This is a genomic window from Mesorhizobium sp. USDA 3734 (assembly GCF_056279665.1).
The window spans coordinates 983,641-1,009,922 of record NZ_JBWCCW010000001.1 but is presented as its reverse complement, the minus strand read 5'-3'; the positions used below and the strand labels follow the sequence as shown (position 1 = coordinate 1,009,922).

General features: G+C 55.8%; 22 protein-coding genes and 1 pseudogene. 5 read left to right on the top strand and 18 right to left on the bottom strand.

Annotated features, from left to right (window positions below):
* The first annotated feature begins 25 nt into the window (after positions 1 to 25).
* From ACZ89F_RS04785 to ACZ89F_RS04770, 4 genes are all read left to right on the top strand, one after another.
* A complete protein-coding gene (locus ACZ89F_RS04785; protein WP_476090631.1) occupies positions 26 to 1,666 on the top strand; it encodes an amidohydrolase family protein in 1,641 nt (546 codons plus the stop codon).
* A complete protein-coding gene (locus ACZ89F_RS04780; RefSeq protein ID WP_476090630.1) occupies positions 1,656 to 2,576 on the top strand; it encodes a CobW family GTP-binding protein in 921 nt (306 codons plus the stop codon). Before ACZ89F_RS04785 ends, ACZ89F_RS04780 begins: the two co-directional genes overlap by 11 nt.
* Before the next feature lie 67 nt (positions 2,577 to 2,643).
* Positions 2,644 to 3,693: an ABC transporter substrate-binding protein gene (locus ACZ89F_RS04775; protein WP_476090629.1), complete on the top strand. Its 1,050-nt coding sequence runs from the start codon at positions 2,644 to 2,646 to the stop codon at positions 3,691 to 3,693.
* 298 nt (positions 3,694 to 3,991) lie between these two features.
* A complete protein-coding gene (locus tag ACZ89F_RS04770; protein ID WP_476090628.1) occupies positions 3,992 to 4,450 on the top strand; it encodes a MarR family winged helix-turn-helix transcriptional regulator in 459 nt (152 codons plus the stop codon).
* Positions 4,451 to 4,926: 476 nt separating this feature from the next.
* On the opposite strand, the pseudogene ACZ89F_RS04765 reads toward ACZ89F_RS04770, so the two are convergent.
* The 9 genes and pseudogenes from ACZ89F_RS04765 to ACZ89F_RS04725 form a co-directional block, all read right to left on the bottom strand.
* Positions 4,927 to 6,076 (bottom strand): annotated as a pseudogene (locus ACZ89F_RS04765) (IS3 family transposase); the annotation flags it as partial.
* Positions 6,077 to 6,143: 67 nt separating this feature from the next.
* Positions 6,144 to 8,057 (bottom strand): dipeptide ABC transporter ATP-binding protein, encoded by a 1,914-nt coding sequence (locus tag ACZ89F_RS04760; RefSeq protein WP_476090627.1) that lies wholly within the window; start codon positions 8,055 to 8,057, stop codon positions 6,144 to 6,146.
* Positions 8,057 to 8,965 carry an ABC transporter permease gene (locus tag ACZ89F_RS04755; RefSeq protein WP_476090626.1) on the bottom strand — a complete coding sequence of 303 codons (909 nt, stop codon included), beginning with the start codon at positions 8,963 to 8,965 and terminating at the stop codon, positions 8,057 to 8,059. Before ACZ89F_RS04755 ends, ACZ89F_RS04760 begins: the two co-directional genes overlap by 1 nt.
* Positions 8,965 to 9,951, bottom strand: a complete 987-nt coding sequence (locus tag ACZ89F_RS04750; RefSeq protein ID WP_476097211.1) for an ABC transporter permease — start codon at positions 9,949 to 9,951, stop codon at positions 8,965 to 8,967. Before ACZ89F_RS04750 ends, ACZ89F_RS04755 begins: the two co-directional genes overlap by 1 nt.
* A 60-nt stretch (positions 9,952 to 10,011) precedes the next feature.
* The gene (locus ACZ89F_RS04745; RefSeq protein ID WP_476090625.1) at positions 10,012 to 10,656 is read right to left on the bottom strand and encodes an ABC transporter substrate-binding protein; all 645 of its coding nucleotides are present in this window, start codon (positions 10,654 to 10,656) and stop codon (positions 10,012 to 10,014) included.
* Positions 10,586 to 11,578, bottom strand: coding sequence for an ABC transporter substrate-binding protein (locus ACZ89F_RS04740; protein ID WP_476090624.1), 993 nt, complete (start codon positions 11,576 to 11,578; stop codon positions 10,586 to 10,588). The genes ACZ89F_RS04745 and ACZ89F_RS04740 overlap by 71 nt, the downstream gene beginning before the upstream one ends.
* A 14-nt stretch (positions 11,579 to 11,592) precedes the next feature.
* On the bottom strand, positions 11,593 to 12,180 hold the full coding sequence (locus tag ACZ89F_RS04735) for a GMC family oxidoreductase N-terminal domain-containing protein (protein ID WP_476097210.1): 588 nt from the start codon (positions 12,178 to 12,180) through the stop codon (positions 11,593 to 11,595).
* A 291-nt stretch (positions 12,181 to 12,471) separates the two neighbouring features.
* Complete coding sequence (locus ACZ89F_RS04730) at positions 12,472 to 13,899, bottom strand: aldehyde dehydrogenase family protein (protein ID WP_476090623.1); 1,428 nt, start codon at positions 13,897 to 13,899, stop codon at positions 12,472 to 12,474.
* Positions 13,900 to 13,990: 91 nt separating this feature from the next.
* Positions 13,991 to 15,013 (bottom strand): helix-turn-helix domain-containing protein, encoded by a 1,023-nt coding sequence (locus ACZ89F_RS04725; protein WP_476090622.1) that lies wholly within the window; start codon positions 15,011 to 15,013, stop codon positions 13,991 to 13,993.
* Positions 15,014 to 15,286: 273 nt separating this feature from the next.
* Between ACZ89F_RS04725 and ACZ89F_RS04720 the strand changes: the two genes are divergently transcribed.
* A complete protein-coding gene (locus tag ACZ89F_RS04720) occupies positions 15,287 to 16,471 on the top strand; it encodes a M20 aminoacylase family protein (RefSeq protein ID WP_476090621.1) in 1,185 nt (394 codons plus the stop codon).
* Between the two features lie 84 nt (positions 16,472 to 16,555).
* Here ACZ89F_RS04720 and tdh read toward each other — a convergent pair whose 3' ends face one another.
* The 9 genes from tdh to ACZ89F_RS04675 form a co-directional block, all read right to left on the bottom strand.
* Positions 16,556 to 17,608, bottom strand: a complete 1,053-nt coding sequence (gene tdh, locus ACZ89F_RS04715) for an L-threonine 3-dehydrogenase (RefSeq protein WP_476090620.1) — start codon at positions 17,606 to 17,608, stop codon at positions 16,556 to 16,558.
* On the bottom strand, positions 17,608 to 18,810 hold the full coding sequence (locus ACZ89F_RS04710; protein WP_476090619.1) for a glycine C-acetyltransferase: 1,203 nt from the start codon (positions 18,808 to 18,810) through the stop codon (positions 17,608 to 17,610). The genes tdh and ACZ89F_RS04710 overlap by 1 nt, the downstream gene beginning before the upstream one ends.
* Before the next feature lie 75 nt (positions 18,811 to 18,885).
* The gene (locus tag ACZ89F_RS04705; RefSeq protein ID WP_476090618.1) at positions 18,886 to 19,485 is read right to left on the bottom strand and encodes a helix-turn-helix domain-containing protein; all 600 of its coding nucleotides are present in this window, start codon (positions 19,483 to 19,485) and stop codon (positions 18,886 to 18,888) included.
* A gap of 426 nt (positions 19,486 to 19,911) precedes the next feature.
* Positions 19,912 to 21,024: a pyridoxal phosphate-dependent aminotransferase gene (locus tag ACZ89F_RS04700; RefSeq protein ID WP_476097209.1), complete on the bottom strand. Its 1,113-nt coding sequence runs from the start codon at positions 21,022 to 21,024 to the stop codon at positions 19,912 to 19,914.
* 133 nt (positions 21,025 to 21,157) lie between these two features.
* Positions 21,158 to 22,750, bottom strand: coding sequence for a GMC family oxidoreductase (locus ACZ89F_RS04695; protein ID WP_476090617.1), 1,593 nt, complete (start codon positions 22,748 to 22,750; stop codon positions 21,158 to 21,160).
* A 223-nt stretch (positions 22,751 to 22,973) separates the two neighbouring features.
* Entirely contained in the window at positions 22,974 to 23,657 is a 684-nt protein-coding gene (locus ACZ89F_RS04690) for an ABC transporter ATP-binding protein (RefSeq protein WP_476090616.1), read from the bottom strand.
* Entirely contained in the window at positions 23,650 to 24,369 is a 720-nt protein-coding gene (locus tag ACZ89F_RS04685) for an ABC transporter ATP-binding protein (RefSeq protein WP_476090615.1), read from the bottom strand. The genes ACZ89F_RS04690 and ACZ89F_RS04685 overlap by 8 nt, the downstream gene beginning before the upstream one ends.
* Positions 24,366 to 25,406: a branched-chain amino acid ABC transporter permease gene (locus ACZ89F_RS04680; protein WP_476090614.1), complete on the bottom strand. Its 1,041-nt coding sequence runs from the start codon at positions 25,404 to 25,406 to the stop codon at positions 24,366 to 24,368. Before ACZ89F_RS04680 ends, ACZ89F_RS04685 begins: the two co-directional genes overlap by 4 nt.
* On the bottom strand, positions 25,406 to 26,272 hold the full coding sequence (locus tag ACZ89F_RS04675; RefSeq protein ID WP_476090613.1) for a branched-chain amino acid ABC transporter permease: 867 nt from the start codon (positions 26,270 to 26,272) through the stop codon (positions 25,406 to 25,408). Before ACZ89F_RS04675 ends, ACZ89F_RS04680 begins: the two co-directional genes overlap by 1 nt.
* Positions 26,273 to 26,282: the final 10 nt, after the last annotated feature.

Below are 26,282 nucleotides of genomic sequence, written 5' to 3'. Positions count from 1 at the left end.
ACATGTTATTGATTGAGATCGAGTTATGTCATATTCCACCAATGTGAATGACACGATCACGTTCGTAACGGCGCAGGTTGGTTGCGGCTCCGTAGCGCAGATTGCCGACCTCAATGGCCTCGGCTCGAAAGCACAAAGGGCTATGGCTTTGCACGAGCGTTTTGACACACTCATCACTGGCGGACGGGTCATCGACCCTGAAACTGGAACCGATGCCGTTACGGATCTCGGCATCAGCAATGGCGTGATTGCGAAGATTGGCGCGATTGATGTCAAGGACTGCACGCAGGTCATTGATGCCCGTGGAAAAGTCGTTTGTGCGGGCTTCATCGACCTCCACGCTCATGGACAGAACGTATCGTCGGATTGGATGCAGGTGTTCGACGGCGTCACCACTTCCCTGGAATTGGAGATGGGCGTGCTGCCTGTTGGGGCGTGGTATGACAGGCAGGTCGCGAAGGGTCGCGTGCTGAACTATGGGGCATCTGCAGCGTGGATTTTCGCGCGCAAGAAGGCGATTGCCGACATCACTCCCGATCCCTCACTCCACTCGATTGAAATGATGGGCGTCGGCGCGGGGAATCCTTGCTGGGTAACCGACGTGGCCGGCCCAGAACAGATTTCCGAGATTATGGCCCAGTTGAAGGAAGCTGTCCGCGAAGGGGCGATTGGCATTGGTCTGCCAAATGCTTACGCGGCGGGCGCCGGCGTCATCGAACTGACACAGGTTTGCGAATTGGCTGCGGCCTCCAGTATGCCGACATTCTCTCATGTCCCCTACATGTCGAACGTTGATCCCAACAGTTCGGAAGAATCCTATATCCGGCTCATCGGATATGCAGGGGCCACAGGCGCGCATATGCATGTGTGCCACCTCAATTCGACCTCTCTCCTGGACGTCGAACGGTGCGCTGCGCTCCTCCGCCACGCTCAAGCGATGGGGCTGCCTGTCACTGTCGAAGCATACCCTTATGGGACCGGATCCACGGTCGTCTCGGCGCCGTTTTTCTCAGATCCTGACTTTACGAAACGAACCGGATCGACCTATCGCCAGATCGGACTGATCCAGGAAGCAGAGGTCTTCGAAGACAGGGACGAGCTTCTCGCCGCAAGCTCGTCAAACCCGTCCGCGCTTGTAAAGTGGCATTTTCTCGACACCGAGAACAATGTCGATCATCGCGATCTCCTCGACATCTCCGTTCTTTATCCCGGCGGCAGCATCGCCTCGGATGCAATGCCTTGGGTGCGGCCAGATGGTTCGATCTACACCGGCGAGGAATGGCCCCTCCCCGCAGATCTGTCATCCCATCCGAGATCCTCCGGTACATTCACCAAATTTCTGCGCGAACACGTGGTCGAGAGGCGGACGATTGGGCTGCTTGACGCTATCGCGAAATGCACGATTGCTCCGGCCAGAATTCTGGAAAAATGTTTGCCTGAGATGCGTTATAAGGCAAGGGTCCAGGAGGGATGCGACGCTGATTTACTCGTCTTTGATCCTCAGACTGTCCGAGAGAAGGCGACCTTCTTTGAAATGAACCAACCGTCCGAAGGCATGCAACATGTCCTCATAGCCGGTAAATCTGTGATCACATCCGGTCGCCTCGATACGACCGCGAGACCTGGCCGGCAGCTCCGTGCTTCAATGAGTGCCGATGCTCGGTAAGCGCGCGCAAGTTCCGGTTCTTGTCGTCTCGGGAGCACTCGGCGCGGGCAAGACCACCTTCATAAATGAGATGCTGCAACGTCAGCGCGGTCGCCGGCTTGCAGCAATTGTGAATGATTTCGGCTCCATAAATATCGACGCCGCAATCCTTTCGAAAGCCGGCCAGCCGATCTTCGGCATGGAGAATGGATGCATATGTTGCACCTTGCAAGGCGATTTGATCCGAACGCTTCGCAACATCATCTCTCTGGACTGTCCACCTGAGGGGATCATTATAGAAGCCAGCGGACTTGCTGATCCGCGAGGGATACTGTCAGCTTTGCATGATCCTTTCATCGCAAAGGTAGTGGTCGTTGAGGCGCTTCTGACGGTGGTGGATGCAGGTCACGAACGTTGCTCGGATCCCCTTTGGCAAGCGCAAATTCGTGCTGCGGATTATATCTATATATCAAAGACCTCTGCCTCCGCTGAACTCAACGAGGCAGTCGTGAATGCCGTGCTCGACCTAGGAGACCAACGGGTCTTCTACGAGTCTGATTTGCCAGATCTTTCCAACGGAATGTTCTTCACCGACGTCAATAAACAGGCAAGCCAAGGGAGATTCTTCGCAGATGAATCTCGTGTGCAGGGGAGGATCGTTCCGCTTGAATGGAGGTCGGACATACCGATCTCCCTGCCCCGATTCCAAACCCTCGTCGATGAACTCAGTCCGGTTCTTTTCCGTGCGAAGGGACTTTTGCGCGTTGCGGGACCAACGGAGCGATGCTTGCTCTTTCAGCTGGCAGGCAATCGCGCAGTCCTTTCGCCTCTTGACCACGACATCGAAGGCGCTGCGCTCCTCCTGTTCGGCGAAGCTGGCCGCTTCAACGAGGCCGAAGTTCTACGCAGGCTTGGAGAACTTTCACGCTAGGCGCCTCGCTTGCCAACACCTGCAAATCCACTATCCTCCTGCAGCCAATGCTGGAGCGCAGGTGCTTATGGCTACAATCGGTCTATTGATAGCACAAACTGGCCCACTCGCGGTCTGGACGCCTTCCTGTCTGAACGCAGCTATTTTGGGCGTTGCCGAGGGAAACGCCAACGGCGGACTGTTCGGTCACGAAATCGATATTGTGACCAGAGACGCCAGTTGGGCTCCCGCTGATACGGTCGAAGCTGCTCGGGGAATGGTTGAGGAAGATGAGGCATCGGTTATCGTCGGTCTCATCGGCTCCAACTCTCGCGATGCCGTTTCTGAGGCAATCCAGCAGTCCGCTCCGCTCATATACACTCCCACATACGAGCGAGGTCGTTGCCTGGAAAATACCGTTTCGCTGAGTTCAACCGACGAAAAGCTGGTAGGACCACTCCTTGCCTGGATTGATGGACGGTTTCACGCACGGCGTTTCTATATCATCGGAAGCGATTATCGATGGGCGCGGCAAACAATGCCAATGACTGCCGCAATGATTCAGTCCAGTGGGGGCACGGTAGTCGGCATTCGCGCGCGTCCCATTGATGCAAGCGACGATTGGGACGCGTACGTAATCGAAGAAATCCGTGCTCTCAACCCTGATGTCGTTCTCGTGTTCCTGGTGGGCGATCAAGGCATCCCGTTCTATCGCGCGTTTCACAAGGCAGGACTTGCTGGGAAGATTCCACGGTGTGCGGTTTCAACGGACGAGACAGTGCTAGTCGCTCTAGGTCATGACATGACCGAAGGCATCTTCGCCTGCGCGCACTATTTTGCAACAGCCCGTACTAGCCCAAATATGGCTTTCATGGAAAAATACTGGGAGGCATTCGGCGAATATGCGCCAGTACCGAACGCGTATGGTCAGTCGCTCTACGAGGGCGTGAGCTTCTCAATCGGGTTGATGCAGAGTGCCAAGTCGACCTTTGGACAGGATCTGGTGCACGCGTCATTTGACAATGTCCGCTACCGATCCGCAAGGTACGATACGATGCAAGCAAGCCTGAAAACGCCCCGACCGGTCTATATCGCGGAGGCAAACGGGTTCGCGTTCGATATCGTAGCGAAGTTCTAGACATCTCCAGCGAGAAGGCCCGCCGAAAAAAGCTGTCGTTTGCCTTTATTTCGTCTACGATACTTGCACTCTCCACTATCTACTGCTAGTTCTATAGCGGATTCGTTCGGCTCAAAATGACGTGCGCCTGCGGCGATGTCGGCCCGATTGGCCAATATTTCTATAGGGCGCGGCGGCCACTAGGGCCTAATGACCTCACATGGACTTGGACGGGTATCGTTGCTCCTGTCAACGCGCATCTGGCTAGCGTGCCTACTCCAGCCGCAGCATTTTCATTGGACGGAGAGGAACGCATAAAGTGCCAGAAGAAACCTACAGCGGCAGTCTTGGCTTCATCGTCGCGAGCATCAACAGGAAGTTGGAACGACAACTCGAAGAGCGGTTGCGGCCAGCCAACATCGCGCTCGATCAGGCTCGCGTCCTTCAGGTCCTGCATGAACAGGGCGGAAGGGCCGGGCTGATCATGTCGGAGCTATCGAGGCTTCTAGTCATTGATGCATCGACCTTGACGAAGGTCATTGATCGCATGTGCGCGGAAGGTCACGTATATCGAGCATCCGATCCGCATGATCGACGGCGGGTGCGCATCATATTGTCGACGACTGGGAAAGTTCTGCTGAAGAAGATCCGTCCTGTGATGTCGAAGCAGGAGTCCGAATTTCGCGATGCGCTCAAAGCAGTGATGGACGAAGAAAGCGCAGACGCTTTAACCGCCGTACTGGGTCGCTTGGACAACAGCATCGAAGCTCGAAACTAAGTCACTTTGTGGCTGCCCAGGTTGGGATCGTAGTCGAGCTCGGCGTCTGGGGACGTTGCCGGCAAGCCCAGTCGGTCCATTGATTGTTGACGCCGTTGTCGTATTCGCCCCGGCTCCTTCCGAACGAAGCGTCTACTAGCAAGGACTCCACCTTCCGGCGGTCCAGACAATGTTTATCCGCACAAGAATAGTTGAGGCTCTAATCGCCGCTGGGTGACAGTTCAGTGGCGGTCACCGTTCGAGCGGCCATCGAAAGCTCGGCTATGTGAACTCATCAACCACCTTCCATTATTTTACCGGCAATATGCCGCGGGCGTTAGGCGTTCTAGCCTTACAACAGAACCAATTTTGGAGTTGGTCTCTTCGAGACAATCTCTCTTGCTTGCTCCCAGCGTTCTATAATGAGTTTCAAACATACGAGACCGCCCCGACGGAAAGCACGGCGTTGGCGCTATTGGTGTTTCCGGCAAGAGGGTGCCCTGCTGGGCGGGTGAAGCGACGGGCGCTGGCGCGGAGCCTTTGGCATCGCGCAGCGCGAGCGACCGTCGCGGATTGAAGGTGGTGGCGAACTCGGCCGGTGTCTGCCAGGCGAGTTGGGAGTGCGGCCGCGCAGTGTTGTAGTCGGCGCGCCACAGGGCGATGGCTACGCGCGCCTGAGCCAGCGAGGTGAACAGCGTCTCGTTGAGCAGTTCATCGCGTAGTCGGCCGTTGAAGCTCTCGATGAAGCCATTCTACATCGGCTTGCCGGGCGCAATGTAATGCCATTCGACGCGGTTCTGATCCGCCCAGGAGAGGATGGCGTTCGAGGTGAACTCGCTGCCATTGTCGCTGACGATCATCCTGGCCGGCCGCATTCGGTAATGAGCCGGTCCAATTCGCGGGCAACCCGTATGCCCGAGAGAGACGTATCAACGATGAGTGCCAGGCATTCTCTCGTGCAGTCGTCAACGACGGCCAGGATGCGGAAGCGGCGCCCGTCGGTGAACTGGTCCGATACGAAGTCGAGCGACCAGCGCTCGTCGGGCCTCAGCGGCACCAGCATCGGCGCCCCTGGTCCCGATCGCCCGCTTGCGGCCGCCACGGCGGCGAACGGCGAGCTTCTCCTCCCGATAGAGCCGGAACAGCTTCTTGTGGTTCACGATCAGGCCCTCCCGCCTCAGCATCACGAGAAGACGCCGGTAGCCGAACCGGCGACGATCCTGCGCGATCGCCTTCATCCGCTCGCGAACCTCGCGGTCGTCCGGCCTGCTGGTCTCGTAGCGAACCGTCATGCGGCAACTGCCGATGGCTTTACACACCCTCCGTTCGCCATCCCGAAGCCTTCCTTCAGGCGAGCGACAGCTTTCCGCTTGGCCGCGGGCGTCACCATTTCTTTCCCACAAGATCCTTCAACGCGGCATTGTCGAGCATGGCGTCGGCCAGAAGCCGCTTGAGCCGCGTGTTCTCGTCCTCCAGCGCCTTCAGTCGCGTGCCTCGGAGATCCATCCGGCCGAAGCGGGCCTTCCAGTTGTAAATCGAGGCGTCGCTGACCCCGTGCTTGCGGCACAGATCGGCAACCGATACCCCGGCCTCATGTTCCTTCAAAATTCCGATGATCTGCTCTTCAGAGAAGCGGCTACGTTTCATGTCCTGGTCCTCTCTATGGGCCAGAACGAACTTCAAACCGGCTTAGATCAGAGGGGCAAGGTCAGCGCTACGCTGGCGACGCTGGAGCATTGTCGACACGAGGAACACCAGGTGGAGGCGAGATCTCTCTGTGAGTTGCAACCTTTCGCCTAAACAAGGAAGATTCGATCGGCGAGGCATTTTCGTCAACGAGATGGCAAGCGCTCAGATTTCGCTTATCTCGCCGGTAGAGCATAGGGTCTACCGTGGCACAGCGATCAAATGCGAACGGGCAGCGGGTCCGGAAGCTACAACCGGGAGGAATGTCGATTGGATCCGGTGGTTCCCCATAAAGCAAGTACTCAGATGTTTCATAGCGGCGCTCCTCAATCACGGGAGCGGCACTCAGCAGCGCCCGAGTGTAGGGGTGTCCAGAATCGAAAAATAACGTCTCGTTGTCCGCCAACTCCACAACGCGGCCGAGATACATAACTGCAACCCGTGTGCAGACCCGTCGTACCATGGCCAGATCATGCGATATGTAGATATAGGACATCCCATGCTTCGCCTGTAACGCCTCGAACAGATCCAACAGCTTCCCCTGCTCAATCTGATCGAGCGCTGACAATGTCTCGTCCAAGATCATCAGTTCAGGTTCGAGAACCAGCGCGCGCGCAATGTTGACCCTCTGCCGCTGGCCGGCGCTTAGCCCGATGGGCAGATTTTCAAAGACGGACGCCGGCAGTCCAACTTCCGCAATCGCTTCGCGGGCTCGCGTGTCGATCTGCTTGTACGTTAAGCCGCCATGTATTTTCAGCGGCTCCATTACGGTTCGACCCACCGGAAAATGAGCCGGTATCGCGTTGTATGGATCTTGAAGGAGGAGTTGGAAACCGCGACGAAGCTTAAGAAGCTCTGCCGACGACATATGCGCAATATCCTGCCCTTTGAACATGATCTGTCCCGAATTGGGAGATTCCAAACGGCTGAGAAGTCGCGACAAGGTTGACTTGCCGCATCCAGATTCACCGACGATCCCGAAATTCTCGCCCCTGGACACAGAGAATGAAACATCGCGTACCGCATGCACCAATTTGTGCTGAAACAAAGCGTTGCGATTCTTCACGGCATACGCTTTGGAAATGTCGCGAACGTCCAAGACGATGTCCTGCTCTCCAGAGAACGTCTTTGGCGTGACCGATTCCGCAGTCCATATGCGCGGGACTTTTTCAATGAGCCGTCTGGTGTAATCGGCCTGCGGCGACGCGATCAGCGTTTTCATCTTGCTGTTTTCTACCACCTTTCCTGCAGCGAGAACGAGGACGTCATCGGCTATGTCCTGCACTACACCAAGGGATGACGAGACGAACAAAATAGCCGTATTAAAGTCCTTCTGAAGGTCTTTGAGAATCCTCAATATTTGAGCGCTTACTGTTACATCCAATGGCTGGGTGATATTGTCCGCCACAAGAAACGCTGGGTTCGAGACAAGCGCATCGACGATCAAGACCCGCTGCATCATGCCGCCACTAAACTGGAATGGAAAATCGTTGAACCTCTGGCGCGACGATGGCATGCGCACGGCATCGAGAAGCCTGACGACTCGTTCCTGGGCATCACTTTTCGAAATGCCGGGCATGACCGAGTGAAGCTTTTCGACGATCTGCGCCCCAATCGAAACTGTCGGATCGAGTGCAGTCCCTGGGTTGGCTCCGACATAACCGATTTCGCGGCCGCGGATTTTCTGCATCTCCTTTGCAGGCAGCTTCAGGATATCGCGCTTTTGGAAGAATACGCTGCCACGCCTGATCTCCAGCGGACTGCTGATCCAGTTGACAACTGCACGAGACAACACCGTCTTCCCCGAGCCGCTCTCTCCAATGATGCCCAGCACCTGCCTCTCATTGAGATCAAACGATACGGCAGAGACGATCGTGCGCGGGTCGCGGCGCCCGGCAAGATCGACTGTCAGGTCGCGAACTGACAAGACGCATTCGGACATCAATCAATACCCCTGATGACTTTATTGCGGGCGCGTTCGAGGGCGCTGCCCATGAGGTTGATACTCGCCAGAGTTACGGCCAAGATCAGCCCTGGTACTACGGTGATCCACCACGCGTTGATGAGGTATTGAGTGCCTGCGGCTATGATGTTGCCGAACGTCGGGGTCGGTGGCTGAATCCCGATGCCGATGAACCCGAAGATCGCCTCAAAGATCATCATACGCGCGACGTCAAGGACGGCGACGAATGCGATGGTAGGAAGGATATTGGGAGCAATGTAGCGAAGCATAATACGAAGACTCGAAGCACCTATAATCTGCGCTCCGCGGACATATTCCTTCTGTCGTTCAGCCAGGACGACGCTGCGTGTGACGCGAGCGTAGGCGGGCCAGCCGGCGAGAATAAGAACGGAGATCACCAGGATCTCATTTGGGCGGGTGACCCCGAGTATTGCAATCGCCAGAATAACCACCGGAATAGACATCTGCACGTCGGTTAACCGCATGAGCACAAGGTCGACCCACTTCCCATAATAGCCGGCTATCATCCCAATTGCCGATCCAAGGGAGAACATCCCTATAACGCTCAACACACCGATCATAAGTGCATTGCGGAGACCGACCATTGAGCGCATGAACAGGTCACGGCCAAGTTGGTCGGTTCCAGCGATGTGCATGAGCTGCGACCCTTCCATCGGGAAAGGCGGCAGGAACTTGGCGCGCACGTTCATCGCCGTTGGCGAAATATGGATTAAATAAGGCCCGGTAATTGAAAGCAGAATCAGAAGACTTGCTACAAGAAGCCCGAGCTTGAAGTCGAAGGACTGCCAAGCAAGACGAAATATCCGACCGCCAAGCGTCTCTCCGCGCGGAGTGCCGGGCGTGCTCGAAATGGCAACATCAGCCATCAGTACTGCAACCTTCTGTCTATGTTAGTAGCCGTAAAATCGACCAGCATGTTCACTGCGACCAGAGCGGCACCGGAGAGGATCGCGACGGCCTGAATGATGGGAAAGTCCCGCTGGAAAACTGCGTTGATGGTCAGCAAACCGAGACCGGGATAGCTGAAGATGAACTCGACCACAAACAGCCCGCCGAGCAGCATGCCAACAACTTGGACGCCAAAGAGATTCAACAATGGGATCGCCGCATTTCTGAGCACATGCTTGACAATGATCGTCCTTCGGCTCAGCCCGCGAACCGTCCCGAAATCCACGTAATTCTCATGCAGCCCACTCGCTACGGAAACCGAAATTGAACGAATGAGCACAGGTGCCAGTTCGAAAGCGATGACCATCGCAGGCAAGATCGCATAGGACGCGCCTCGATAACCAATCGCCGGCAGCCACCCGGTTTTCGCCGAAAAAATCAGGATGAAAACAATGCCCAGCCAGATATTGGGCAATGAAACCAGGATCGACGAGAGATAAACTGCGGCCCGGTCCGGCCAGCGCCCCGAATTCAATCCAGCGAAGAGGCCGACAGGAACCGAGATCACAAGCGCGAATGCAATCCCCAATGCCCCCAGCAAGAGGCTGTAGGGGAGCGCATTCAAGATGAGACCAATGACCGGCGCGCGGTTTTCGGCATCATGGGTTCCCTCCCCACGAGAGCCACCAGTGCTTCCGCCTTGCACGCCGCGGATGAACGAGTGGCCAAAATCGCCGGAAGCGAGTTGTCGAATATACCGAATAAATTGAACTGGAATGGGGTCTTTCAACCCCAGTTCACGAGCGGTCTCTTCGATAACCGACGGAGACGTCATCGGGCCGAGCATCATGCGCACCGGGTCGCCGGGAACGACTCTCAAAAGCGTAAACACAAGAAATGCCACGAGAAGAACGATGATCATTCCTTGCGCGGTGCGTCTTGAAAAGAAGTCAAGTGCGAAAATCATATGCCGGATCCCTGCAGGAAGACCGGCGGCACTTGGTGCCGCCGGATTGGAAATCGATCAGGCCATTGTTGCCTTGGAAAGATCGATCGGGCCATTCGGCGCGAAAACGACGCCGTCGAGAGACTTCGACATTGCATGAAAGTATACAGCCGTGAACAGCGAGAAACTGGGCAGCTTGCGCGCAATCGTCGGAAGAGTCTCTTCTGCAAGGACCTTCTTACGCTCTTCCGGGCTCGCGGCATTTCGTTCCCTATCGAGCGCAGCATCGATATCCGCATCGACAAAACCGGTGAACAGGGCACTCTTCGATGACCAATTCGGGAAAAGAACCAGATCCGGTTCAGGCGAGCCTGTCATCCACCCCACGTCAACCAGATGACCGGCACCCTGGCCGTCCGCTTTGCGATAAACCTGCTCTTCCCATGCAGCTGGTTCCAGCACAGTCAGTTTCACTGGAAACCCCTGCTCCTGAAGCATGGCGGTGATCAATTCGCCGTACTCACGTGTCTTCGGATAGAAGCCGATCGATGTGATGTACTCAAGTTCAGGCAGTCCCGCTCCCTTTGGAAAACCGGCTTCTGCTAGCAGGGCTTGAGATTTTTCCGGATCATAGGTCGGATAATCGGGAATATCAGCATAGCCAAACTTCAACGGCGAGATGTAGCTGCTTGAGGCTTGACCAGCGACGCCGACGACTTCCAAGATCTGTGCGCGGTCGATGGCGGTGACAGGCGGCTTGCCTGATCCGGATGTCATCAAAAGGCGGCTTGTTGCAGCGGAAATGGAGGTATTTATTCTCAAGCGAGAGGGAGCTGTCGACCTTTAAATCGGCGTTAGCCTGAAGACTCGTGAACTGCTCAGGTTCCAGGCGCTCAATTATCTGGTACTCGCCGTTAAGAAGACCGAGAACGCGAGTGTTCGCACTTGGCACATAGGTGTAGACCACTTCGTCGATCTGCGGCCTACCATCATAATAGTCCACGTTGGCCTTTAGTGTCGTCTTGTCACCCTCGGTCGACGAAAAAGCGAATGGCCCCGTACCATTCGGCCTCCCCTGAAGCACAGATGGGGTTGCGATGTCCTTTGCCGACATAATCGGGAGAAAACTGACGATATAATAGAAGGCAGCGGCCGGATAGCCGTATTTCTCGGTACTTATGCGCACCGTAAGCTTGTCGACGACGGTTATGTCTGCTTTGCCTGGATACAAGGAGGCGGACGGCCTCTTGGCATCCGATGCGTAGTCAAACGTCGCCTTTACATCTTCGGCGCCAAACTCCTTGCCATCATGGAACTTGACACCATCACGAAGCTTGAACTCGATCGTATGCCTGTCGACTAGGGTCCAACTCGTCGCCAGATCCGGAAGCAGCTCATCCGGCTTCTCGCGCTTCATGGGAGCCTTTGTCAGGTGATTAAAGATGAAATGCTCAGCATTCCATTGTCCGACCGTCGTATGCGACGTGGTGTCCCAGTTTCCTGTAATCGACCCAGCAGAGGCGACCGTAACCCGTTTTACGCCTTGCGCGGTTGCGATCCCACCAAGAGAAAGTACTGCACCACTGGACAGTGTGGCGCCAGTTAGAGCGAGTCCGCCCAGAAAAGTCCGTCTAGTTGTCTTCATTGTGTTCCCCTTTGCTAATTAGAGCTTATTGCTCGTTGTTGATTTCTATGCCGTCCGCCGGTTACACCCTCAGCTGTCGTTTCTCGTTCGTTTACAATGAGTGACGCCGCCTTCTCGCCGAACATGACTGTCGGGGCATTGGTTTTGCTGCAGGTGACACAGGCACGATCGATGCGTTGGCGACTCGAAGTCGCACTCCGACGGCCCGCGCCTCGGAGCAGCACCCGAACGACTCGCGCGCCTGTGACGATCTTCAGGTTTGGTCTATTCCAAGTTTGTCGAAGGTACGCACGAGTCGAGCTCTTGCGTCTGCCGAAATCAATGGTTCCTGGATTGGGCCCGACGCCCTCATGTGTCGCGCCGTTGATATCAGGATTGAAAGGTATACCGACTTCTTGGGCAGCTCGGATAAAGACATCGCGCAGATCATGCGGCCGAGCTAAATTTGAGACCCTAAATGGGCCACGATCACCATGAAATTCCCTGGCACCGAACGGGTTGGGCTCCATCTTTTTGAAAAAGGAGGGAGCGTCTTCGTAGCTCCATTCGCCAGTGCTACCGAGCATGTGAGCCCAGGTATCGAAGCCCCCACGTAGGCCCATCTCGTAACGTGGGTTTGCGATCGCCTTGACCTTACCCCAGGGAATGCAGATCACAGGCGAGTTGTCACGCGGTCCGGCTTCCAATAAGAGCACCCGATTGCGTTCATCCTCTGAAAGCCGACTGGCAATCATTGATCCCGCCGATCCGCTACCAATGCAGTCCCATTGCACGGCGAACTCCTTTGCATCAACGCTATGCAACTTAGATGGGCCTGACGTTGACCTTGCGATCCATTTTGTTGTCTGGTCGGTCGAATTTCGCCGACCAAGTAGCTTGCGGTGGGGGGAAGTTCACTGGTTCAATAGGCGGGCCTGGGTGAATTCACGGAGACCGTCGATGCCGAACTCGGTGCCGATCCCAGACTCCTTGCAAGGACTCATCGGGTAGTCCGAATTGAGTTCGAGATGTTTGTTGATCCAGACGGTGCCGGCATTTAATCTGCGCGCGACCCGTTGCGCACGAATGAGGTCGGTCGACCACACGGAGGCGCTGAGACCATATCTTGTATCGTTGGCGCGGTGGACGACTTCGTCCTCGTCGTAGAACGACAGGACTGGCAGAATCGGGCCGAATTGCTCCTCCACCACGAGCGGGCTATCGTCATCCAGGTCGACGACAATCGTGGGTTGGATGAAGTAGCCCTTTCCGTCTACTACCCCTCCCCCGGCAAGGATGCGTCCGCCTTTTCTGGCGTGATCGAGCAGCGCACGGAGCTTATCAAACTGCATGTCGTTCTGGATCGGACCTATCGTCACGCCCTGTTCAAGACCGTCGCCTACGATTGCAGCGTCCGCCAGTTCGGACAGTTTCCGGCAGACTCTTTCGTAGATTGGCTTGGCGACATACACGCGCTTGACGGCAGTACAGACCTGACCGCAATTGAGAAAAGCCTTTGAGAAGATGGCGGAAGCAACGGCTTCCGGATCGACATCATCGAAGACGAGAGCTGGATCATTGCCCCCCAATTCCAGGGTCAGCCGTTTCAACGATGGTGCGGCCGACTTCATCACTGCCTTACCGCTGCCCGTCGAGCCAGTGAAGGATATCTTGGCAACCCCCGGGTGCCTTACCAAACGAGGACCGAATTTTCCATCGTCGGCCAATGTTTGAAGCAAGCCGGCAGGGACAACATCCTTTACCAGTTCACCAAAACGCAATGTCGTAAGCGGCGTAGTTGGTGCCGGCTTGATGATGATGGCATTGCCTGTAAGGAGCGCAGGAGCAATCTTCATCACTGCGGTAAAAAGCGGAAAATTCCAGGGAATAATGCCGGCTACGACACCAAGGGGGACAAAGAACTGCTCGACATGCGCTTGACCGGAGCCATTGAAAATGTTCGGGACCAGTTCCTTCTTGGAATACTCGTCCAGCAGCGAGGCGCTCCAATCGACCTCGTCACGCGCTTCATGCGCCGGCTTGCCCTGTTCGAGTGTGAGAAGCCTCGAAAGCTCATCTGCGTTGGCGCGAATGATATCGGCTAGAGCAAGCAGCAAGCCGCTTCGCACAGTCAATTGCTCGCCACGCCATTGTTCGAAGGCGCGAGCCGCAGATCGGACCGCTCTGTTGAGCGTTTTTGCGGGCGGGATTATCACTTCGCCAGCTGAGGCTTCTGTCGCCGGATTTATGATCGCGTTTGAAATGCCCTCGCGGACAAGTACACCGTCGACAAGCGAGCAATAGGTCATGACAAAAGCCTCATTCCGATAGCGATGGCGCATGATCGGATAGGCTTACCGGCGCGACGATGACCGTCGGATCGAGCTTTTTGACAAGGCGATCTTTAGTCGGTCCAAGAACGCAGCGCTCGATCTAATACTGCTTGAAGCTCTTGGGAACGACACCGAATTTTCGCGTAAAGGCACGCGTGAATGAAGACACCTCCGAGTAGCCGACTGCGAAGGCAACCTCATTGACTGAAAGCCCCCCACTGCGAAGCAAATCGTTGGCTCTCTGAAGTCGCCATCCACGCCAGTAGGCTTCGACGGAAGTGCCATAAATCGCGCGAAAACCGAGTACTAGCTTGGTGCGGTTGATGCCAACGCGCTTGGCAAGCTCGGCGAGCGACTCCATTTGATCTAACCTGCTGGTCAGCATGGCCGCCACGTCGGCCATCTTGGCGGTATCTCGTTCCGAAAGCCTCATTGTCGGCTCGCCATCGCGATGGCACTGATCAACCGCAGCCAGATAGATAGTCGCGAGCAATTCCAGATATTTTGATAGGATAAAGGCGCGCCGCACCCCGCCGGTGTGCTGGCATGACAGGACGTCGTTGACCGCCAGATGCATACGAGGGCTTAAAGGGATAGCCAGGTGGTTCGCAACGTCTCGCTTCTCCGACGCGAGCCAGGACAATTGGTCGGGGATCCGAGACGCTGAAGTCTCTAGTAGCCTCAAAAGGGCGCTTGGCCTGAGCCAAAGACACGCCACACGCCAACTGTCATTGCCTTTCCACGTACGTTCGATCTCTGTATCCGCAGGGTAGCGCGTGACCATACACACACGGCTTGGCTGGCCAACCGTGCCGTAGTCTGAAATCTCTTCTTGCCCACCATCACCAAGACGCAGGCAAAAATGCAACCAGTCATGATCGCCGATCGTCTGTCGATGATGCCCCAATCTCGGAGTTGGAGTTGGAGCACCTGCGCCCGTCAGGGCAAACGCATCTGGTGCGAATTGGATGAGATCCTGAATGAACGGACCGCCGTCCACTTTCGTTTTTACGAACAATCCACGCTCATCGTCATAGTAGCGGCCAACCGGTTCGGGCTCCGCGCCGTAAAGCGATTCCGCCACCCGCCGATCGAACAAGCTTTCGTAATCAAAGGTATGCATCGTTTGTTCCGCCTCAGCAGTGCGGGTAAGAGCGACGTCTTGGTCTCCTGCACACACCATGACCACTGACCATGACCGACGGAAGTGACGATCCGCAATCGACAAACTTTCCACTAAACCGGAAATTGGTCAAGTGTCAGTGGAATCAGCTCGGTCCACCGATCGCCAGAAATTCGAGCAACGGAACAAAAATTCCAAACGCTCGGTCAGCTTAATAGTCACATCGCGGATGTAACTGTCGATCCGATACGTCTTAGTCGGAAGGAGGCTAGTTTGTCGTTTGGTCAGTTCAAGCCGAGAGAAATGCTGCCTTCGGACGAACAGGCGATTGCATGGCGACACCATCTGCACCGATATCCGGAGCTCGCCTACGGCGAGCATCAAACAAGTGATTTCGTGGCCTCGTTGCTTACCTCGTTCGGGCTTAACGTTCACAGGGGACTTGCAGGAACCGGTCTCGTAGCTACGCTGTCGCGAGGGACGAGCACGAAGTCGATTGGCATTCGTGCCGATATGGACGCGCTGCCAATCCTTGAGAAGACCGGGGCCCCCTACACGTCAACCGTCCCCGGAATAATGCATGCCTGCGGGCATGATGGGCATATGGCTGTCCTGCTTGGCGCTGCGCGCGCCTGCACTCAATTGACCGACTTGGACGGCACCGTCCATTTCATCTTCCAGCCCGCCGAAGAGAACGAAGGGGGCGGAAAGCGCATGGTAAACGAGGGAGTATTCAACCTTTTTCCCTGTGACGAGATCTACGCACTCCATAACTGGCCATCGAGCCCAGCGGGTACATATTTTGTGCGGCCAGGAATCATGATGGCAGCCTTTGCGGTTTTCGAGATTGAGATCACGGGCAGAGGTTGCCACGGCGCTTCGCCGCATCAGGGCGACGATGTTTTGCTAGCCGCGAGTCACATTCACACTGCCATCCAAGCGATCGTCAGCCGCTCAGTGCCGGCGAGCAGAGCGAGTGTGATCTCGGTCACCCAGATCCATGGAGGCACTACATGGAACACATTGCCGGACATGTGCACTTTACGCGGTACCACGCGCTGGCTGGACGACAAAACAGGGGACCTGATTGAGAGCAGGCTCAACGATATCGCGCAAGCAATCGCGGCGTCATTAGGCTGCATGGCAGTCGTCCGATACGATCGGCGTATCCCTGCAACTGTCAATGACGCTACTGCCGCTGAATTTGTTATCAGTGCCGCAGGTCTCGTAATGCCTAACCTGACCATCCAGGAAGAGGAACCCAGCATGGTAGCAGAAGACTTCGCGTTCATGTTGAATGTTATACCGGGAGCTTATCTCTTTCTCGGCTCAGGAAAGGGTCCCGACGATCCCGGCCTTCATTCGCCAAATTTCGATTTCAACGATGAGGTCATCCCTGCTGGCATCGACCTTTGGACGTCACTCGTCCATGAACGCCTGCGCAGTCAGGCCGACTGATTTCATCGCGTTCGCGCTACGATCGTTGCGCCCCGTCTTGCATCCGATGGTGCCGACTGCTCGGGCCACATCGTAGCTGCTGCCTCAGACATCAGACGTCCAATCAAGAACGATCTTACCGGAGTTGCCGGACTGCATGGCCTGGAAGCCGGCCCTGTACTCGCTTACTGGCAAACGGTGGGTAATGACCTTGCGTACATCCAAGCCACTCTGGAGCATTGCCAACATCTTGTGCCAAGTCTCGAACATCTCACGGCCATAGATGCCCTTCACGGTCAGCATTTTGAAGACGACCTTGGTCCAGTCGACGGGAGTCGGCCGTGCCGGAATGCCAAGCATTGCGATCTTGCCGCCCATTACAAGGTGATCAACCATCTGATCGAAAGCCGCCGGCGCGCCGCTCATTTCAAGCCCTACATCAAAGCCTTCCTTCATGCCCAACCCCGCCTTGACCGAGCCCAAATCTTCCTTCGACACGTCGACAGGCACAACATCTGCAACCTCGGCCGCAAGCGCAAGGCGGATGGGATTGATGTCGGTGATTACCACGTGTCTTGCGCCAACGTGGCGGGCTACCGCCGCACTCATGATCCCGATTGGGCCTGCTCCGGTGATAAGTACATCCTCGCCTACTAGGTCGAAAGAGAGTGCCGTGTGTACTGCATTTCCGAGTGGATCGAGGATGGCGCCTATTTCATCATCGATAGTATCCGGTAGCGGCACGACGTTGAAGGCCGGCAGCCTCAGATACTCGGCAAACGCTCCGGGAATGTTGACGCCTATCCCTTTGGTTTCCGGATCAAGATGGAAGCGACCGCCCCGGGCGGCACGGCTGTTCATTCCGATGACGTGGCCTTCGCCAGAAACACGCTGACCGATCCTGAGATTGAGAACGTTCGACCCTGTCTCGACAATCTCTCCGGCATATTCATGCCCGACCACCATTGGCACCGGAACCGTCCGACGCGCCCATTCGTCCCAAGCGTAGATATGGATATCGGTGCCGCAGATACCCGTCTTTTTGACCTTGATTAGAACGTCGTCTGGCCCTATTGGCGGCACCGGCTGTTCGTCGAGCCAGAGTCCCGGTTCGGCCACTGCCTTTATGATCGCTCGCATCAAAAAACCCCTTTCCATCAAATTATTCCAACCGCCTTGCCCGCATCCTTGAAGGCATCGATAGCGACATCGACATCCTTCTCGCTGAGTGCCGCGGACATCTGTGTTCTGATCCGGGCTTTTCCTTTGGGGACGACAGGATAGAAAAACCCTGCGACAAAGACGCCACGCTCATCCAATGCCGCGGCCATCTTCTGGGCTAACGGCGCCTCGTGAACCATGACTGGGATGATGGGCGTTTCCCCGGGCAGAAGATCAAAGCCGGCAGCGGCGAGCCTAGAGCGGAACCGGACGGCATGATCTGCAAGGATCTTACGCCGACCGTTTGCCTCTCTTGCGATCTCAATCGCCTTCATCGATCCTGCCGCGATTGCCGGAGCGAGACTATTCGAGAAAAGATAGGGTCGTGCTCGCTGGCGCAGCAGATCGATGATCGGCTGCGCGGCAGCGACAAACCCTCCCATCGCGCCTCCCAGGCTCTTGCCCAACGTTCCGGTCACGATGTCAACCCGCTGTCCGACGCCGGTTAGTGCCGGCGTTCCGCGACCTTCGTCGCCGAGATGTCCGGTCGCATGACAATCGTCAACCATCACGAGCGCGCCATACCGCTCGGCTAAGTCGCAGATTGCTGTGAGGTTCGCGATATGACCGTCCATCGAGAACACGCCGTCGGTCACGATCAGCTTGAAACGGGCGCCTTCGGATTCAGCTTGTTTGAGCCGATCCTCTAACTCATTCATGTCGCCGTTTTCAAAACGATAGCGCTTCGCCTTGCTGAGGCGCACGCCATCGATGATCGACGCATGATTGAGAGAATCTGAGAGGATGGCATCGTCTGAATCGAAAAGCGGCTCGAATACGCCACCATTGGCGTCGAAACAGGCAGCAAGCAGAATTGCGTCGTCCTTGCCAAGATAGTTGGCGATCGCCAGTTCCAATTCTCGATGCAAAGTCTGCGTGCCGCAGATAAAGCGCACAGACGCCATGCCAAATCCGAACTCGTCGAGCGCTGTCCTCGCAGCCGCCAAAATTTTCGGATGGTTTGCCAACCCGAGATAGTTGTTGGCGCAAAGATTGATGACTTGGCGGGTTCCCTCGGCTGATACGACATTGATCCGGCCGTCCTGTGACCCCGAGATCTGCCGTTCACGCTTATAGAGCCCGCTGGTTTCAATCCCTGCCAGATCCGCAGTCAAATGATCGAGAAAGTTTGTAGCCACGATACGATCTCACTTTCCTTTATAATGGAACTAGATCCATTATATCGGAATGTGTCAAGCGTTTAGCGAAACCCCTTATCGATAAAGGAGTACCATCAGTCCTTTTGCGGTCTTGGTTGATGTGTTCACGATTCGATGAAACACATCGGCCGGATAGCGGGCGGTCTCACCAATATTAAGTGCAATGGTAGAATTTCCGCTTGTCACTTCAAATCCTTCGGTGATCGCCGTGAAGTGTTCGAACGCCCCTCGAGCATGCGGAGAACTTTCCAAACTACCCGACGGGGCAATTTCCACTTCGTACCATTCCGTTGAACCAGCAAGACGTGGTGGACTCAAAATCCGTAGACGACAGGAACCATCTGGGTTCTTGATCTCGGGCGTGTGTGATGCTGTAACAACTTCAATCGTCACACCATCTGATCCCGCGGTAGTACCTTCGACCAGATCCGATAGTTCCATCTTGAGGGCGCGCGTAAGACTCCACAGCACTGCGAATGTTGGGTTCGCCTGGCCGCGTTCAATTTGTGAAAGCATGGATCTGGAAACGCCAGACAACGCCGCAAGTTGCTCGAGCGACAGCCGACGGGCTTTCCGTTCTCGTTGAATAATAGGACCGATTTGGGGTGTGCCGGGATCGTCCATCGCGCGGAGTTCAACCTGTGTAGCCATCATGCAGGGCCGCCCGTTGCGATATCATTCGCCGCACCACCGTCCAACAACAATCCTTCCATATCCTCAGGCTCTCTTGACTATGCTGTATCGCTCGACAGACCGGATCTTTCGTCGGGGCGCTCCCAGAACTTGGCCCATAGCGAATCCTTTGATTCGGATGATAAGGCCCCATCAAAGCCGGGTTCAAACATCTAGCGCAAGGGTCAGTGCGTTTCTCTCGCCTCATGTAAAGGCATTCCCTTGAGACGAAAGACATCGCGCCATGGATGGCCTGGTGAATATGTCCATCCGTCGCATAACAGATATAGTGATTGGAACTGGGGTCAAAGATTGTCTACGCCAGTTGCGATCGTCCCCAAACGCGCAGACGCGGGCACAGCCAAGCCGCCATCATCCTAAGCTTCTGCGAGATGTGCACCCACACTGCTATCGAAGCCAATTAGCGATATTCTCCACCGCCTCATGCATCTCCGCGGCAGATCCCGCATAAGAGAACCGTATAAACGAGCGCCCGTGCAACGGGTCGAAGTCCAAACCGGGCGTTGCAGCTACTTTGGCCCGCGCCAGCATTTCGCTAGCGAACACGAGACTATCTTTCGTGAACTCCGAGACGTCGGCATAAAGGTAGAACGCGCCGTCGGCTGGTTGAAACCTCGTGAGGCCGACCTTGGGCAAGCCGTCGATCAGTATCTGCCTGTTAAGCTCATAGCCACGTTTAACGGCTTCCATCTCTTCAATCCCGTCAAAAGCCGCTTCCGCCGCGATCTGTGAAACTGTCGAGACCGATATCGAGAGGCTCTGTTGCAGGCGCTCAACCGTCCTAACAAGAGACTTTGGAACGACCATCCAGCCTACCCGCCATCCTGTCATGCAGAAATATTTCGAAAAGGAATTTACAATCACAGTCCGTTCACTGACAGCCGCCGCGGTGGAAGCTTCCATAGTGTAGTCGAGACCGTGATAGATCTCGTCCGAGATAACTCGAATTCCCATCGCTTCAGCTGTGGTGATAAGCTCTCGAAGTGCCGACCGCGTCATCATAGTACCCGTGGGATTTGCGGGGCTCGCAATCAGCAATCCCTTCAACGGTGACTTTCGATGCTCTTGAAGAAGCGCCTCAGGTGTGATTGCAAACCGCGTGTCAGCCGTGGTCTCGATCAGGACAGGCTCGCACCCCACGGCTTTCAGAATATGACGGTAAGGAGGGTATCCAGGGTTAGCTACAGCAACTCTATCGCTTGGTTCGAACAGCGTGAGAAATGCAAGCAGGAACGCCCCAGACGATCCAGTGGTAACAACAACACGATCGGGATCGATGGATAGGCCATAAACATCACGATAACGCCTCGCAATTCTCTGCCTTAGCGAGAGTATGCCCAACGCTGTCGTATATTGCATCTTGCCTTGTTGTATCGCGTGTTGCGCTGCAGCCAACGCGGATGCCGGAGCCGCCGCAGCTGGCTCTCCGACTTCCATGTGGATTACCCGTTCACCTGCCGCCTCCAGTCGTCCTGCGGCTGCCTTCACGTCCATGACCATGAATGGCGGAACGTCGCTGCGGATCGACGGAACCAACAGGTCCGTGATCGGGACCTTGTTCGCATTAATTGAAGTCAAGACGTTTCCTCGATTGTGCGCGTGATGAATTATGGACGGACGCTATCCGCGATAGTCATTCAGGACCAAGTGCGCCCGCCTTCTCGCCGATCATGATCGTCGGCGCATTCGTATTTCCGCTTGTCACGATCGGCATGATAGACGCGTCGGCAATGCGCAGCCCCTCGATGCCCTTTACCTTCAATTCTTTGGAAACAACCGCGTCGTCACCGATACCCATCTTGCAAGTACCCGCCGGATGGTAGCTTCCTTCGGCAGAGTGCTTGAAGAAATCGGTGATCTCCTCCCGTGAGTGAAGCTCTCGCGATGGCTTCGAGGGCCCTTCGTAATATGGCCCGAACGCGGCGCTCTTCAAAATCTTTTGGCAAATCCGGAAGCAGTCTACGAGACGGTCGACATCGTCTTCATCGGAAAGAATTCGAGAGAGGATTCGCGGCTTATCGTTCGCATTGCTAGAACGAAGCCTTAGTTCGGAGCGGCTAAGTGGACGCAAAACACAGCCAGCCAGCGTAATCGCTGGTCGGTCGAGCAGCGTAATACCTTTTTCAGTCACCTCGTAACCGACAGGGATAAAATGTATTTGGACGTCCGGCCGCGTCTCGGTCTCCGGACGAGTGCGAACAAAGGCGACGCCATGAGAAATCGGCGCCGCCGCCGGTCCGACGCCGCGCAACAGCCAATTCAGTCCATGCTGAACAATATACCGTGGCGAGGTCTCGACGTTGTACGTGCTGATGTTCACATACCCGCTCACCCAAATCATCGGGTGTTCCTGAAGGTTCTGTCCCACACCCGGCAAATCGTGGACCACCGGAATCCTCATCTCCTTGAGGTGGTTGGCGGGTCCAATTCCCGACCTCATAAGAACTGCCGGGGAGCCGAGTGCACCCGCGCACACGATAACTTCGCCATTGACAAAGTCCTCCTTCGCCTGGCCATCTACCAGATACCTGACGCCGATCGCCCGCTTGTCCTTGATCAGAACCCTGTCAGCGATCGCTCCCGTAACGATCTTGAGATTGCCGCGGCCCTTCGCCTTGGTGAGGTAAGCGCGCGCGGTACTATTACGTCGCCCAAAATCAATGGTGCCCTGATTGGGGCCAATGCCTTCCTGCTTCGCGCCGTTGATGTCAGCGTTGAAAGGAATATCCTGCTCCTGGCCTGCGCGCACGAACACGTCGCGCAACGGATGGGGCTTTGCGATATTCGAGACTTTCAGCGGTCCCTTATCTCCGTGGTACTCACTCGCCCCAAAAGGATTCGTTTCCATTTTCTTGAAGAATGGAAGCACATCATCGTAGCTCCAATCGCTCGTATTCCCCAGCGTCTGGGCCCACGTATCAAAATCCTCTCGCTGCCCACGAATATAAATCATGCCGTTGATTGAGCTGGAACCGCCAAGTACCTTGCCGGCTGGCCAGAAAATCTCACGGTTGTTCAACGTCGGGTCCGGGTCGGAAAGATACTGCCAATTGAACCGTGGATTTTGTATCGCCTTGATTTCACCAGCGGGAATCCTGATCGTTGGAGAATTATCTTTTGGGCCAGCCTCAAGGAGAAGGACCTTAAGGAGAGGGTTTTCAGACAATCTAGTCGCCACGACCGACCCAGCTGATCCACTGCCTACGACGATATAATCCCATTTCATTTTGGCGCCTACTCTGCATAGCTTCTGTTTTATTTTGATTTTGTTGTGTGGAAATCGACCGGGCACACCGAGCGCGGCCGATCTGTCCAACGAAAAAGAGCTCTTGGAGCCGCTCCCTTGCGTTCCAGCCAAAGCCGCATGACCCGTTGCACCACAGGCTAAAGGCGCCGTTCGCGCGGTCGCAGTGGCTATCAAAGTTGCGACTGAGTGGACCGAAAGCCGGTCACATCATTAACTCAGCCAGCGCATCACGGTTGTGAGCTTCCGCACCGCGCATCTCCTTGATGATCGTGCCTCGATTGAGAACGAGAATGCGATCGGTCAGGGCGACAAGACATTCGAGATTCTGCTCAACGAGCAGCACCGTCAATCGCTCCGTCTTGCGGATTTTTATAAGCGTTTCGATTATTTCTTCGATGATGGACGGCTGGATCCCTTCGGTCGGCTCATCAAGCAAGATCACCTTTGGCCGAGCGCAGAGGCATCGGGCCAGAGCAAGAAGCTGCTGTTCCCCACCGGAAAGTGCCCCCCCTTTGCGGTCCAGAAGGCGCACAATCCTCGGGAAAAGTTCCAACACTTCAGCGATTGCCCTCCCCGATCGAGTTGCAGCGAGCTCTAGGTTTTCCTTCACGGTCAAAGCGGGGAATATGCGTCTTCCCTGTGGCACATACCCCATTCCTGCGCGCGCCCGCGTATGAGGTGCAGCAGCCTTCATCTCCGACCCGGATAGCTTGATCGAACCGCTATCTATAGGAATGAATCCAGAAATCGTCTTGAGAAGTGTCGTTTTGCCGGCCCCATTGTGGCCCAGAATTCCGAGCAGCTCGCCTTCGCCGAGCGAAAAGCTGACACCGCCCAAGATCGGTATGCGTCCGTAACCGCTTCGTAGATGAGAAACATCAAGCATGCGCGACGGCCCCCTTCCCCAAGTAAATGTCCTTGACGCCACTGTCTGAGAGAACGCGGTCGCAACTGCCTTCCACGAAGACCTTTCCCTGGTGGAAGACGGTCACCGTATCGGCGATTTTCCGGATGAAACGCATATCGTGCTCAACCACCAGAAAACTGTGGGATGACTTCAGGCGCAAGATGAGGTTTCCGATGTGCTCGACGTCGCTGTCGCTCATGCCTGCGGCCGGCTCGTCGAGCAGGATGAGCCTTGGGTCACTGGCAAGAACGGTGGCGATCTCGGTGCGTTGGCGCAAACCGTGCGGCAGCGTACCGACCAACCGGCCCTTCATGGATGTGATATCGAGATCAGCCAGCAACTCCCGAACGCGGGATCCCGACTCTTTGCCGGGAAGCCTGCGCGCTCCAAGCCAAATGTTCTCCTCGACGCTAAGGTCATCGAAAAGCTGCGGGGTCTGCGTCTTGATGCCGATCCCAAGATTGGCAATCTCGTTGCTGCGCATTCCCGTGATGTCGCGCCCGCAAAAACTGACACTGCCCGAGGTTGGAGAAAGCTGTCCCGTTATCATCTTGAAGAAGGTGCTCTTTCCAGCACCGTTGGGCCCAACTAAGCAATGGATTGTTCCCTCCGACATCGAGAAGTTAACACCGCCGATTGCGATAACGCCGCCAAATCGCATGACTAGGTTTTGCGATTCCAGGAAGCTCATCGTGACCCCTCCGCTTCCGTCGCCAGCGCGGTCGAGCGATCGTCTTTTCGGGTCAGCGCTCGTGACCAGATCATGCCAAACGTGGGGACCAGGCCCCGGGGCACGAAGACCACGAACAACATGAGGATTGCACCCAAGACGACATTCGCATTGACGCTGCTATCGCCCAAGGCGGTGGAAAGGTACTGCAGCGCGATAGCTCCGAGGATCGGTCCTACGAATGTCTCGCGGCCGCCTACTATCATCCAGATGATAATCTGAGCAGACATAGAGAGCGAAAATACGTTCGGCGACACGAAAGCGTTCCAGTTGGTGAACAGGCAGCCGGCGTAGCCTGCTACTGCGCTGCCGAGCACGAAAACCGCGAGCTTGATGCGTGACGTATTGTACCCAAGAAGCTCCGCTCGCACCTCGTTCTGCCGCGTTGCACCGATGACCCGGCCCCAAGCTGATGCCGCCAGAACCTTGCAAAAGATGTAGACAGCAAGCAGTGAGACCATTGCCAACACATATATTTGGATTGGCGTGAGGATGGCATTCGGGTCAAATGGAACGTTGAGCGTTGGTACGGCCGACATACCGTTGAAACCGTTTATCTGAGCATTCCCAATTCGGTACCAGGGACTGGACGTGGAATTGATGAAGTTGAAGAGCGTCAGCGAAACGCACAGTGTTATGACGCCGACATAGAGCTCAGACAGTCGCCCCATGAACATGAACCAGCCGAGCACGAGTGCGAATACGCCTGGAACCACAATGGACAAGATCACGGGCACTGTACTCTCGCCGAAGTTCGTAACGGCGACTGCGTATGTGTACGCACCAAGCCCAAAAAATGCAGCCTGACCAAAGCACAGGATCCCGCCCAATCCCCACGTCAGCGAAAGGCTCAGCGCCAGAATAGCCATGACGATGAAGATCGTTATCTGCAGGATCGTGAACAAATCGGCGATGTATGGAAGGACAATCGTAACTACGAGAATTGCCGCGGAGGTCGCCCAAGTTCCCATACCAAGCCGCGAGAGGATATCGCGCATCACACACCGCCTTTGAAGAAACGACCGGAGACACCGTTTGGCAACATTCGAAGAAGCAGAATCGCAGCCACGAACAGTGCGGCCTCGCCCAATACGGAGGTCGAGACGAACGTCACCGCCTGGTTTATCGCACCGAAGATCACCGATGCCGCACCGGTGCCCAGGATTATCGCAGGTCCGCCGGTGATCACAGTGATGAATGCCTTTGCCACGAAGGCCGCTCCCATCGTGGGAGTGATGCCTGTGAGAGGGGCGAGCACCCCCCCCGCCAGCCCTGCAAGGCCAGCGCCTACCGCGAAAGTGGCCGCGTAAACAGTCTTGGGATTGTAACCCAAAGCCGCCACCATTTCGGGGTCTTGCATTGTTCCGCGCGAGAGCGTGCCCAGGCTCGTGTATTTCAACACGATGTAGATGGCCGCCAGAAGAAAGGCAGTCAGCGCTACGATAACAAGGTTGTACTGCCCTATGCCGTAGTTTCCGAATTGGAAGTTGGAAAGAGGTGTCGGGATACTTTTCGCCGTGTTCCCGAACATCATCGTTACCGCTCCCACAACGAACAGGCTTAGGCCCCAGGTCGCCAGAAGTGTGTCGATCAGCCGCCCATAGAGGTGGCGGATCAGGACACGTTCGACGATAAGGCCAAAGGCCCCAGCGACCAGGGGGGCAACGACAAGCATGGCTAGCCATTGGTTTGCGCCCAGCTCATAGCTTTTTAGCGCTCCGTATGCGCCGATCATAATGAACTCGCCATGAGCGAGATTGATCACTCGCATCATGCCGAAGACAACACCGAGCCCGAGAGAGAACAACAGGATCGTGGCGATCGAGGCCGCAGTTTGAATAGTGACAATTAAGGCGAAGTCCATGCCTACCCTT

Coding starts and splice junctions, on each gene's coding strand:
- ACZ89F_RS04755 (WP_476090626.1), bottom strand. CDS start 8,965: ATGGCTGATGTTGCCATTTCGAGCACGCCCGGCACTCCGCGCGGAGAG.
- ACZ89F_RS04675 (WP_476090613.1), bottom strand. CDS start 26,272: ATGGACTTCGCCTTAATTGTCACTATTCAAACTGCGGCCTCGATCGCC.
- ACZ89F_RS04780 (WP_476090630.1), top strand. CDS start 1,656: ATGCTCGGTAAGCGCGCGCAAGTTCCGGTTCTTGTCGTCTCGGGAGCA.
- tdh (WP_476090620.1), bottom strand. CDS start 17,608: ATGGAAAGGGGTTTTTTGATGCGAGCGATCATAAAGGCAGTGGCCGAA.
- ACZ89F_RS04690 (WP_476090616.1), bottom strand. CDS start 23,657: ATGCTTGATGTTTCTCATCTACGAAGCGGTTACGGACGCATACCGATC.
- ACZ89F_RS04685 (WP_476090615.1), bottom strand. CDS start 24,369: ATGAGCTTCCTGGAATCGCAAAACCTAGTCATGCGATTTGGCGGCGTT.
- ACZ89F_RS04725 (WP_476090622.1), bottom strand. CDS start 15,013: ATGCATACCTTTGATTACGAAAGCTTGTTCGATCGGCGGGTGGCGGAA.
- ACZ89F_RS04700 (WP_476097209.1), bottom strand. CDS start 21,024: ATGGTCATGGACGTGAAGGCAGCCGCAGGACGACTGGAGGCGGCAGGT.
- ACZ89F_RS04705 (WP_476090618.1), bottom strand. CDS start 19,485: ATGATGGCTACACAGGTTGAACTCCGCGCGATGGACGATCCCGGCACA.
- ACZ89F_RS04730 (WP_476090623.1), bottom strand. CDS start 13,899: ATGCGCCATCGCTATCGGAATGAGGCTTTTGTCATGACCTATTGCTCG.
- ACZ89F_RS04695 (WP_476090617.1), bottom strand. CDS start 22,750: ATGAAATGGGATTATATCGTCGTAGGCAGTGGATCAGCTGGGTCGGTC.
- ACZ89F_RS04785 (WP_476090631.1), top strand. CDS start 26: ATGTCATATTCCACCAATGTGAATGACACGATCACGTTCGTAACGGCG.
- ACZ89F_RS04740 (WP_476090624.1), bottom strand. CDS start 11,578: ATGAAGACAACTAGACGGACTTTTCTGGGCGGACTCGCTCTAACTGGC.
- ACZ89F_RS04680 (WP_476090614.1), bottom strand. CDS start 25,406: ATGCGCGATATCCTCTCGCGGCTTGGTATGGGAACTTGGGCGACCTCC.
- ACZ89F_RS04760 (WP_476090627.1), bottom strand. CDS start 8,057: ATGTCCGAATGCGTCTTGTCAGTTCGCGACCTGACAGTCGATCTTGCC.
- ACZ89F_RS04735 (WP_476097210.1), bottom strand. CDS start 12,180: ATGGGCCTACGTGGGGGCTTCGATACCTGGGCTCACATGCTCGGTAGC.
- ACZ89F_RS04775 (WP_476090629.1), top strand. CDS start 2,644: ATGGCTACAATCGGTCTATTGATAGCACAAACTGGCCCACTCGCGGTC.